Genomic DNA, 10,016 nt, shown 5'->3' with positions numbered 1-10,016 from the left:
GGGTCCGTACCCGGCGGCACGAGCGCGTTACCAGGAGACATGCCGTGCCCGAGGGGCATACGATCCACCGCCTCGCCGCCGACCACCACGAGCGGTTCGAGGGGCGCCCGGTGCGGGTGAGCAGCCCCCAGGGCAAGTTCTCCGACAGTGCTGCGCTGCTGGACGGGCGGGCCTTCACGGGCGTCGACGCCCACGGCAAGCACCTCTTCCTCGGCTTCGAGGGGTCCGCCTGGGTCCACATCCACCTCGGCCTCTTCGGCAAGCTCGGCTTCGGTACGGCTCCGGCGCCGCCGCCCACCGAGACCGTCCGGCTGCGTCTGCTCAACGACGCCCACCACGCAGATCTGCGCGGCCCCACCACGTGCGCCCTGATCACGGGACCGGAGAAGCGCGCGATACACGACCGGCTCGGCCCGGACCCGCTGCGCGCCGACGAGGACGGCGAGCGGGCCTGGCAGCGGATCTCCCGAAGCCGCGTCACGGTCGCCGCCCTGCTGATGGACCAGAAGGTCGTCGCGGGCGTCGGGAACGTCTACCGCGCCGAGGTCCTCTTCCGGCACGGCATCGACCCGTACCGCCCGGGCAAGGACCTCACCCGGGGCGAGTGGGACGCGATCTGGGCCGACCTCGGCGTCCTGATGCGCGAGGGCGTGCGGAACAACCGCATCGACACCGTCCGCCCCGAGCACCTGCCGGAAGCCATGGGCCGGCCCCCGCGGGTCGACGACCACGGCGGCGAGGTGTACGTCTACCGACGGGCCAGGCAGGCCTGCCACATCTGCGGCACCGAGGTGCGCACGGCGGACCTGGCGGCCCGCAACCTCTTCTGGTGCCCGGCCTGCCAGCCGTCCGCGGCGGGCCGTTAGGCCCGCCGGAGACCGCCCGGGATCAGAAGCCGTGCGGGCACCACGGCTGCACGTCCGAGGAGAACGCCAGGGCGGCCTCCGCCAGCGCACCCGTCTGCAGCTCCCGCACCTGCCCGGCCGCCGCCAGCGTCGTCAGCGACACCCCGCCCAGGTAGGCGGCCGCCAACTCGTTGACGGACAGAGCCAGTCCGGGCTCGTCGTCCGTCCGCCGGCAGGTGGCCGCGCCCTTCGCGTCGGCGGTCAGCCGCCAACGCCCCGCGTTCCACGGGCAGAAGCCGTCCTCCACCTCCAGCACCACGTCGACCGGCGTCCGGTAGCTCCGGGCCTCCAGCGCCGCACCCAGCTCGACCAGTCGCACGTACAGCCCGTCCCGCTGACGCACCTCGCAGCGCCGGACGTCGGAGACCAGCCGGAGCACCGCGTCGTCCACCGGCCGGTTGTGGCACTCGACCACCGTGGTCAGGTCGATCCCGAACAGGAAGCGCCACAGCGCCGCGTACGAGGCGGGGTCCAGCGCCGCCAGGTCGCGTACCGCCACCGTGCCCTTCGGCCCGGCATCGTCCCAGGCGGGCCTGAGGTGGTACGTGGCGTAACCCGTCACCTCGCCGTCCCGCTCCGCGAGGACGCACTGCAGCGGGGAGCCGCCCGCCCGGGCGCTCTCCGGGTCGTTCACGGCCATCCGCTCCCAGCCGGGCCGGCGCACGGGGGTGCCGGGCCGGGCCTCCGCCAACCGCGCGTACACGGTCTCGCAGGCGCCGAGCGCCCGTTCCGGGGACGAGCGGCGCACCCGCACCCCGTCCGTGCCCGGGGGCAGTGCGAGGCCGACCCGCGAGGAGTCGATCCGCAGGTTCGTCTCCGTCGTGGCCGCTCCGTAGCCGAACCGGCCGTAGATGCCGGGCTCCGACGCCAGCAGCACCGCGAGTGGCTCCCCCGACGAGCGGACGTCCTCCAGCTGGCGCCGCATCATCGACGTCAGCAGCCCCTGCCTGCGGTGCGTCGCGGCGACGCTCACCATCGTGATCCCCGCGGCCGGCACCGCGGCCCCGCCGGGCACGGTCACCCGGAAGCTGTACGCGCCGGCGGTTCCCACACACTCCTCGCCGTCCCAGTGGCCGAGCGCACGCTGCGGCTCGGCCAGAGCGGCGTACATCTCGCGGCCCTCCGGGGAGATGGGAACACCGCCGAACGCCAACTCGGTACAGCTGAGCCATGTATCCCATTCGGATGCCGACAGCACCCGCAATTCCGTGGTCATGAGCCCTGCTTACCAGGGCCTGGCCGCCCGAGCGACCCAGTTTCGAACACATTGTCACCGGGTCCCCCTGCACCGGAGGCCGTCGGGTGGATAAGGTCCCGACAATGGCCCGTCGCAGAGGAGCAGAGACCTACACCGCCCGGTGGCGAAGATCAGCCCACCGGGTGCGCATCGGGCTGCGCAGGTCCGGAGTCGACTACTTCCGCGGTGACGGCTCCGACTGGATAGCCCTGGCCGGTCTGCTGATCATCATTCCGGTGATCACCTGCGCCACGCTGCTCAACCCGGTCTGGTGCTCACCTACCGCCCTCGCCCTGCCGATCGTCGCGGGCGGTCTGCTGCTGCGGCCGGCCAGCCTGCTGAGTCTCTACGCGACCGCCGCCGCCGCCCTGATCGTGGAGTCCCTCGCCCTCGGCCCCTACGCGGACGGGCCTGCCCGGGTCACACCGGGCACCGTCCTGGTCGTCGCGGCGTGCGGCTTCTTCGGGCTTGTCCTCGCCCAGTTCCGGGCCAGGGTCGGAGTGCCGTGGCGACGCGGCGGCACGATGCTCTTCGACCTGCGCGAGCGGATCCGGGTCCAGAGCGCCCTGCCCCGGCTGCCCGAGGGCTGGCACCGCGAGATGGCGCTCCGCCCGGCGGGCGGCCAGTCCTTCTCCGGCGACTTCGTCGTCGCCGCCCGCACCAACGGCGGGCGCACCCTGGAAGTCGTGCTCACCGATGTCTCCGGCAAGGGCATGGACGCGGGTTCCCGCGCCCTGCTGCTGTCCGGCGCCTTCGGCGGTCTCCTCGGCTCCCTCCCGCCGCACGGCTTCCTGCCCGCCGCCAACGGCTATCTGCTGCGCCAGGACTGGGACGAGGGCTTCGCCACCTCGATCCATCTCGTCCTGGACCTGGAGTCCGGCGACTACGAACTGCTCTCCGCCGGCCATCCCCCCGCACTTCAGTTGCACGCCGGCAGCGGCCGGTGGGAGGAGAAGATGGCCGAAGGCCCGCTGCTCGGCGTCTACGACGGAGCGCAGTTCGACGCGGTGAAGGGCTCGCTGGCGCCCGGGGACGTCCTGATGCTCTTCACGGACGGGCTGGTGGAGGCCTCCGACAGGGAAATCGAGGAGGGCATCGACCGGCTGACCGGTGAGGCCGACCGCTATGTCGCGACGGGCTTCGAGGGCGCGGCCTGGCATCTGATCGAGGCCTGCGCGAAGGACGTCAACGACGACCGCGCGCTCCTGCTGCTGTCCCGTCGCGCCTGAACCGTACGGAAGCGGTCCAAACGGTACAGGCGTCAAGCGAGGCGTTCGGTCATCACTCGAACGTGGAGTCATTTCGGGGCGCCGTCCCTGTGCGGGCGACCCCGGGTGAGCGCGGAGGCGCCCCGCCGGACACCTCATGCGGGGTGCGTCATCCCGGGTGCGCGGCCACGGCCCCCGCACCCGGGTCGTCCGCACCTCAGACCGGTACCGCTTCCTTCTCGGCCTCCCGGTCCCGTGCACGCCCTCCGGGCAGGATCCGGGCGAGCCAGTGCGAGCGGCCGGCCGCCAGCGGCGACAGGACCGCGAGCAGGAGCACATACCCGGCGATGAACGGGGAGAGCCGTTCGTCCAGGCCCGCGCCCGCCGCCATCGTGGCGAGGATCAACGCGAATTCACCGCGCGCCAGCAGGGTGGTGGAGATGTTCGCCGTGGCCTTCGGGCCGAAGGCGTAGATCTTGGCCGTGGCCATGCCGGCGAAGACGTTCATCAGCACGGTCACCGCGACGGCCGCCAGCACCGGCCACAGCACGCTCGGCAGGTCGCCGGGGTTGATGGACAGTCCGAAGGCGAAGAAGAAGATCGCGCCGAACGCGTCCCGCAGCGGATGGACCAGCTTCAGGATGCGGGTGCCCGAGGTGGTGCTGCCCAGCATCAGACCGACCATGAACGCGCCGATCGCGTCGGCGACCCCGAACCACTCCGAGACCCCGGCCACGAAGACGGCGACGCCGAGGAAGGAGACGACGAGGAGTTCGTCGTCCTTGGTGTTCATGAGCTTGCCGATGAGCTTCGTGCCGAACCGGGCCACCAGGGCGAGCAGCAGGAGGAAGCCGAAGGCCTTGCCGCCGTCGAGCACCGCCGCCCCGAGACTGTCCGCACCGGACAGGATCGGCTGCAGCGCGGCCAGGTAGAGGGCGAGGAAGACGTCCTCCACGACGATGATGCCGAGGATCGGCCGCGTCTCGGGATCGCCGATCCGGCCGAGGTCGACCAGGACTTTCGTGACGATGGCGGACGACGAGATGCCGAGCACACCCGCGAGCACCAGCGCTTCCGAGGTGCCCCAGCCCAGCGCGAAGCCGAAGCCGAGACCCGCGCCGACGTTCAGGGCGAGATAGGTGCCTCCGGCGAGCGCCATCTTGCGCCCGCCCTTCTTCAGGTCGTCCAGATGGAATTCGAGGCCGAGGTAGAAGAGCAGCAGCACGAGGCCGAGCGCGGAGAGCATCTCCAGGTCATGCGGATCGTCGAGAAGGACGACCCCGGGTGTGTGCGGGCCGAGAAGGATCCCGGCGAGGATGAACAGGGGGATGGTCGGCAGTCCGATACGGCCGCCGACGCGGGCGAGGACGGCGGCGGCGAGGAACGCGCCCCCCATGGCGATGAGCGTGTCTGCGTGTCCGATGAGCCTGTCTCCTTCTTTCGGTCAAGAGCGCGTCAAGGAATCGTCAGTAATTAGTTTACCGAACGATTTGGGGTGCACTCATTGACCGGTCGAAGCGCAGTGGTGCCCGGCGTACAGTCGGCCCATGCCGATGCCGCATCTGACCCTGTCCCAGGTGGAGACGATCGCCCGAGAGGCCCATCGCGAGCAGACCGACAAGGCGGGGCGCCCGTATGCCGAGCACCTGGCCGCGGTGGCCGAGGGCGTACGGATCCGGGGCGGCAGCGAGGAGCAGATGGCCGCGGCCTGGCTGCACGACGCGATCGAGGACGGTGCGCTGTCCCGGCGGTGGCTGGACGAGGCCCCGCTGTCCCGGCGGGTGAAGGAAATGGTCCTCGCCGTCACCAAGCGGGACGGCGAGGACCTCTTCGCGTACACCGGGCGGATTCTCGCCACGCCCGGCGCGCTGCTGATCAAGGAGTCGGATCTGGCGCACAACGCGGACCCGGACCGGCTCGCGATCCTCGAGCCGGCGACCCGTACCCGGCTGACCGAGAAGTATGCGCAGGTACGCGGCCTGTTGGGGCTCGACGGGGGTGACAGGCCCGCCGAACAGCGGGATCAAGCCAACCCCGCCGCGGGCTGAGGTGCCGAACGGATCGGCCCCGGCGGAAGGGGGCCGATCCGGACAGGCTCAGCGCTTGACGGGGCTCCGGCGGAACGCCCAGTTCATGTCCGGCTCGGTCGCGAAGCGCAGCACGCGCCGGACCGGCGGGGTGCACAGCACGGTCACGGCCACGGCCGCGACGAGGGAGACGACGACGAGTCCCAGGGGCCCCGAGAGCCACTCGTAGCGGTCGAACAGGTGGTAGTAGCCGGCGCCCTTCACCAGGAACCCGTGCAGCAGGTAGCCGCAGATGGTCCCGGCGCCCAGCGCGGTGAACCACATGTGACGGCGCGGCACCCAGGCGAGGAACGCGATCGTGAGCAGCAGTGCGCATCCGAACATCGCCAGGGTCATCACGGGCCCCGTCCACCACTGGAAGTCCATCTCCTGGGCGCTGTTGCTGCGGTAGAACCAGCCCAGCTGCATGCGCGGCGCGGCCCAGTAGGCGAAGACCAGGGCCCCGGCGACCAGCGGGAGGGACAGGAGCCGCACCTCACGCCGCCGGACCAGCTGGAAGTGCTCGGGCTTCATCAGCAGGCCGAGCACGAAGAACGGCAGGAGCTGGCAGACGCGCTGAAGGTCGAGATCGTCACCGATCTCCGGCGATACCGAGGCGAGCATGGCGATGCCGAGAGCGACGGGCAGAGGGTGGCGCAGGGACTGCCACAGCGGTGTGGTGATCCGCCAGATGAACAGGGCGATCAGGAACCAGGTGAGGAACAGCGGGTCGAGCAGGGTGATGGGAGTGTCGTCCACGCCGCCGGCGTACCGCTTGAAGAGCGAGTACGCCGTCTCGAAGAGCACATACGGCACCACGACCCCGGTGACGAGGCGCTTCACCTTGGCCGAGCTCATGTCGAACGACCGCGAGAAGTAGCCGGAGACAAGGATGAACGCCGGCATGTGGAACGTGTACACGACCATGTACAGCGCCCGTGTCGTGCGGCTGCCGTCCATCACCGGCTCCCACGCGTGGGCCACGGCGACGAGCACGATCGCGAGGTACTTCACGTTGTCGAAGTACGCGTCCCGACGCTTGGCCGGAGCGGGCGCCTCGGTGCGGGCCGGAGCGGCCTTGGAGGCGGCGGAGGGGGCCCCCGGGGCCGTCAGGGTCTGCTGGTGTCTCGGCTCCGACTCCCGGCTCTCCGGGGTGATCGGGGCCCTCTGAATTTCGCTCGGAGCTTTGGACATCTGATGCACCTTAGACCCGCCGATCGGTATGCGTAAAACTCCCGAGCGATATCGCGTGTTCCCGGTCATTCGAAAACGAAACCACCGACAACTGCCCGTTACGTGCTGATTCATCCCCCTTAAATAGGGCATATCGGCGGGAGGTTGGTGAGAGTGAATTTCGTCGCACGAACTCCTGGCAAATCGCTGTGAATGAAGTGTGGGGATATGGAAACGATCACATCGATCGTTATTCGAACTGCCCTGCACACAGCGGGCGCACAGTATTTCCGCCCGTGCCCGCGTCATCCCTGCGGGGCTTGGCGCACGCCGCGCCGTACCCGGGCGCACGCGGGCGTGAGGATGGCGCGATCCGGCCGTTTCTCTCCTTCACCCGGCAGCAGCCACAGGGGAGTTGGTGGCACGATGGGCGCGACGGAGGTGTGCCGGCCGCACGCCACCGGGCCGGCAAGGCGGACCGACCAAGGGTGTGATCAGTCGTGGCCATTTCACTGTCTGTGGTGCTTCTGCTGGGGATCGTCCTGGTGGTGCTGATCCGCGGCGGATCCATCAAGGGCGGGCCGGCGGTCGTCGCCGTGCTCTTCGGCTTCTTCCTGGCCTCGACGGGCATGGCGCCGTCGATCAACAGATTCATGAACTCGATAGCCGACACGATCAACCAGATCAGCTTCTGAGGTCACGCGGAAGCGCCCGGCCCGGCAGGCGGCCGCCCGCCGGGATGCAGGCACGCGCGGCCGGGCCCGGGAACCCGCGTGTCCGTAGGGGAGTGCGCGGGGCCCGGAGCGGGCCGTGGAGGGGTGCCGCGTCCACGGGATCCTCGAACACCGCCGATGCCCACCGCCGCTCCGCGTCGGCGACCGCCTCCTTACCTGCCAGGTAATCGAACCCGGTACGCGGACGTGCGATGCTCCGGCCCACGGAGCCCCGCCGACCGGAAGGAAGCCATGCCCGCCTATGCGATAGCCCACTTGCAGGACGCCGCCCCGCACCCGGAGATCGCCGATTACATCGAGCGGCTCCCCGCCACCTTCGAGCCGTACGGCGGCAGCTTCCTGGTGCACTTCACGCCGCACGAGGTGAAGGAGGGCAGCTGGCCGGGGGGTGTCGTGGTGCTCGGCTTCCCCGGAATCGCCGAGGCGCGGGCGTGGTGGGACTCTCCCGCGTACCGGGAGATCGCGCCGTTGCGCTCGCGGCACATCGAGGGCGACATCATCCTGGTCGAGGGCGTCCCCGAGGGCTACGACCCGACGGCCTCCGCCAAGGCGATGCGGGACGCACTGCCTCCCGCGTAGCGAATGATCACGGCGTCGCGGGCAGCGGGCCCGCGCGGCCGGCCCCTGCTCGTCGAGCCATTCGCCCCGGGTGATGCGTTCGTGAAGCCGCTCGTCCGGGCAGTTCGGGTGGCGGCGGGCACGTAAGGCGGAACGAAGACCGGAAACGCATCCGGGCCAGGCCGGAGGATGAACCTCTGACCTGGCCCTGAGCCGTTGGAGCGGGCGACGGGAATCGAACCCGCGTAGCTAGTTTGGAAGACTAGGGCTCTACCATTGAGCTACGCCCGCAAGCACCGCATCGCAGGTCCGGTGGACCGCGGTACGGGAAGCATCGTAGCGGGTCGGGGGCGGTGTGCGCACACCCGTATCGGTGTGCCCCCCGTGACGGCCCGTGCAAAGCGGCCGACGCAGCGCTCGTCTGCATGTACCCTACGTGTCGCACCGACGGGGTGTGGCGCAGCTTGGTAGCGCGTCCGCTTTGGGAGCGGAAGGTCGTCGGTTCGAATCCGGCCACCCCGACCACCAGCAAGATCGCATTGTGGGAGACCTCCCGCTTGCCGTTACTATGCAAATTGCGTGCCCGTGTGTCTGATGTACCGGGCTCGATCCGCGAAGCCGCCTCTCGGCGGCCCAGCAGAACCCCAAGAAGTCAGCCACCAAGGAGACCGAACCGTGAAGAGCGCCGTGGAGACCCTGAACCCGACTCGGGTTCGGCTCAGCATTGAGGTGCCCTTCGAGGAGCTCAAGGACAGCCTCGACGCGGCGTACAAGAAGATCAACCAGCAGGTCACGGTGAAGGGCTTCCGTAAGGGCAAGATCCCGAACCGCGTCATCGACCAGCGGTTCGGCCGTGGTGCTGTGCTGGAGGAGGCCGTCAACGACGCCCTTCCGAAGTTCTACACCGAGGCTGTCAACGAGGGTGAGCTCAACGTTCTGGGCCAGCCCGAGGTTGACATCACCGAACTCAAGGACGGCGAGCTGCTGGCCTTCACCGCCGAGGTGGATGTCCGTCCCGAGATCGAGATCCCGGACTACTCCGGCATCGAGGTCACCGTGGACGCACTCGAAGTCACCGAAGAGGACGTCGACAAGGCCGTGGAGCAGCTCCGTGAGCGCTTCGCGTCGACCAACCCGGTCGAGCGCGCCGCCGCCGAGGGCGACGTCGTGACGATCGACCTGGAGGCCAAGGTCGACGGAGAGGTCCTCGAGGACGGCGTGGCCGCCGGTGTCTCGTACACCATCGGTTCCGGCGAGCTCCTCGAAGGCATCGACGACGCCGTGACCGGCCTGGAGGCCGGTGGCGAGGCCACCTTCACCTCCGAGCTGAAGGGCGGCTCGGCCGAGGGCAAGGAAGCGGAGGTCACCGTCAAGGTCACCGCCGTCTCCGCCCGCGAACTGCCTGAGCTGGACGACGACTTCGCGCAGATGGCGAGCGAGTTCGACACGCTCGCCGAGCTTCGCGAGGACAGCCGCAAGCGCCTCGAGAACACCAAGCAGTACGACCAGGCCACCCAGGCCCAGGAGCGCGTCCTCGAGGAGCTGCTGAAGCTGGCCGAGGTCCCGATCCCCGAGAAGCTTCTCGCGGACGAGGTCCAGACCCGCAAGCACAACCTCGAGCACCACCAGCTCGGCCAGATGGGTCTCGACCTGGAGAAGTACCTCGAGATCCAGGGCAAGACCCTGGAGGAGTTCGAGAACGAGACCTCCGAGCAGGCCATCAAGGGCATCAAGACCCAGTTCATCCTTGACGAGCTCGTCAACAAGGAGAAGCTGAACGTCAACCAGGAGGAGCTCACCGAGCACCTCATGCGGCGTGCGGCTTCCTCCGGCATGAGCCCCGACCAGTTCGCCCAGGCCGTCGTCGAAGGCGGCCAGGTGCCGATGCTCGTCGGCGAGGTCGCCCGCGGCAAGGCGCTCGCCGTCGTCGTCGAGGCCGCCAAGGTCACCGACACCAACGGTGAGGTCGTCGAGCTCGAGGACGATGAGGATGCAGCGGACGCAACGGAAGAGGCCACCGAGACGGTCGAGGCCGCCGAGGGTGACACCGAGGCAGCCGACGAGAAGAAGGACGGGAAGAACGAGGCCTGAGCCTCGCTCCGATCGTTGATCTGATCCGCACGACGGGCCCCGGA

At 69.6% G+C, this 10,016-nt stretch carries 9 protein-coding genes and 2 tRNA genes; 7 read left to right on the top strand and 4 right to left on the bottom strand.

Features of this window, described 5'->3' with window-relative positions; genetic code table 11:
* Window positions 1–44 precede the first annotated feature (44 nt).
* Window positions 45–866 carry an Fpg/Nei family DNA glycosylase gene (locus ACFWFI_RS36455; protein WP_387398944.1) on the top strand — a complete coding sequence of 274 codons (822 nt, stop codon included), beginning with the start codon at window positions 45–47 and terminating at the stop codon, window positions 864–866.
* A gap of 22 nt (window positions 867–888) precedes the next feature.
* Here ACFWFI_RS36455 and ACFWFI_RS36450 read toward each other — a convergent pair whose 3' ends face one another.
* Window positions 889–2,121 carry a GNAT family N-acetyltransferase gene (locus ACFWFI_RS36450; RefSeq protein WP_387398941.1) on the bottom strand — a complete coding sequence of 411 codons (1,233 nt, stop codon included), beginning with the start codon at window positions 2,119–2,121 and terminating at the stop codon, window positions 889–891.
* 104 nt (window positions 2,122–2,225) lie between these two features.
* Between ACFWFI_RS36450 and ACFWFI_RS36445 the strand changes: the two genes are divergently transcribed.
* Window positions 2,226–3,371 carry a PP2C family protein-serine/threonine phosphatase gene (locus ACFWFI_RS36445; protein WP_387398937.1) on the top strand — a complete coding sequence of 382 codons (1,146 nt, stop codon included), beginning with the start codon at window positions 2,226–2,228 and terminating at the stop codon, window positions 3,369–3,371.
* Between the two features lie 196 nt (window positions 3,372–3,567).
* On the opposite strand, the gene ACFWFI_RS36440 is transcribed toward ACFWFI_RS36445, so the two are convergent.
* On the bottom strand, window positions 3,568–4,746 hold the full coding sequence (locus tag ACFWFI_RS36440; RefSeq protein ID WP_387398934.1) for a cation:proton antiporter: 1,179 nt from the start codon (window positions 4,744–4,746) through the stop codon (window positions 3,568–3,570).
* 151 nt (window positions 4,747–4,897) lie between these two features.
* On the opposite strand from ACFWFI_RS36440, the gene ACFWFI_RS36435 reads away from it, so the two are divergent.
* Window positions 4,898–5,398, top strand: a complete 501-nt coding sequence (locus ACFWFI_RS36435; protein ID WP_387398931.1) for an HD domain-containing protein — start codon at window positions 4,898–4,900, stop codon at window positions 5,396–5,398.
* Between the two features lie 48 nt (window positions 5,399–5,446).
* On the opposite strand, the gene ACFWFI_RS36430 is transcribed toward ACFWFI_RS36435, so the two are convergent.
* The gene (locus tag ACFWFI_RS36430) at window positions 5,447–6,610 is read right to left on the bottom strand and encodes an acyltransferase family protein (protein WP_387398929.1); all 1,164 of its coding nucleotides are present in this window, start codon (window positions 6,608–6,610) and stop codon (window positions 5,447–5,449) included.
* A 479-nt stretch (window positions 6,611–7,089) separates the two neighbouring features.
* Between ACFWFI_RS36430 and ACFWFI_RS36425 the strand changes: the two genes are divergently transcribed.
* Both ACFWFI_RS36425 and ACFWFI_RS36420 read left to right on the top strand, forming a co-directional pair.
* The gene (locus tag ACFWFI_RS36425) at window positions 7,090–7,284 is read left to right on the top strand and encodes a hypothetical protein (protein WP_073746901.1); all 195 of its coding nucleotides are present in this window, start codon (window positions 7,090–7,092) and stop codon (window positions 7,282–7,284) included.
* 270 nt (window positions 7,285–7,554) lie between these two features.
* Window positions 7,555–7,902, top strand: a complete 348-nt coding sequence (locus tag ACFWFI_RS36420; RefSeq protein ID WP_387398926.1) for a DUF1330 domain-containing protein — start codon at window positions 7,555–7,557, stop codon at window positions 7,900–7,902.
* Window positions 7,903–8,098: 196 nt separating this feature from the next.
* Here the strand turns inward: ACFWFI_RS36420 and ACFWFI_RS36415 are convergent.
* A tRNA-Gly gene (locus ACFWFI_RS36415) sits at window positions 8,099–8,172 on the bottom strand.
* Window positions 8,173–8,329: 157 nt separating this feature from the next.
* Here ACFWFI_RS36415 and ACFWFI_RS36410 point away from each other — a divergent pair.
* Both ACFWFI_RS36410 and tig read left to right on the top strand, forming a co-directional pair.
* Window positions 8,330–8,406 (top strand) — tRNA-Pro (locus ACFWFI_RS36410).
* Between the two features lie 150 nt (window positions 8,407–8,556).
* Window positions 8,557–9,972 (top strand): trigger factor, encoded by a 1,416-nt coding sequence (gene tig, locus ACFWFI_RS36405; protein WP_387398923.1) that lies wholly within the window; start codon window positions 8,557–8,559, stop codon window positions 9,970–9,972.
* Window positions 9,973–10,016: the final 44 nt, after the last annotated feature.

Source organism: Streptomyces sp. NPDC060209 (genome assembly GCF_042728155.1).
In the GTDB taxonomy this organism is placed as follows: domain Bacteria; phylum Actinomycetota; class Actinomycetes; order Streptomycetales; family Streptomycetaceae; genus Streptomyces.
Note: the sequence above shows the minus strand (reverse complement) of the source record. Positions and strands in the feature narration are given on the sequence as shown.

Excerpts from the sequence above, each read along its gene's own strand:
- ACFWFI_RS36440 (WP_387398934.1), bottom strand. The coding sequence starts at position 4,746 with ATGGGGGGCGCGTTCCTCGCCGCCGCCGTCCTCGCCCGCGTCGGCGGC.
- ACFWFI_RS36435 (WP_387398931.1), top strand. The coding sequence starts at position 4,898 with ATGCCGATGCCGCATCTGACCCTGTCCCAGGTGGAGACGATCGCCCGA.
- ACFWFI_RS36450 (WP_387398941.1), bottom strand. The coding sequence starts at position 2,121 with ATGACCACGGAATTGCGGGTGCTGTCGGCATCCGAATGGGATACATGG.
- ACFWFI_RS36430 (WP_387398929.1), bottom strand. The coding sequence starts at position 6,610 with ATGTCCAAAGCTCCGAGCGAAATTCAGAGGGCCCCGATCACCCCGGAG.
- ACFWFI_RS36420 (WP_387398926.1), top strand. The coding sequence starts at position 7,555 with ATGCCCGCCTATGCGATAGCCCACTTGCAGGACGCCGCCCCGCACCCG.
- ACFWFI_RS36445 (WP_387398937.1), top strand. The coding sequence starts at position 2,226 with ATGGCCCGTCGCAGAGGAGCAGAGACCTACACCGCCCGGTGGCGAAGA.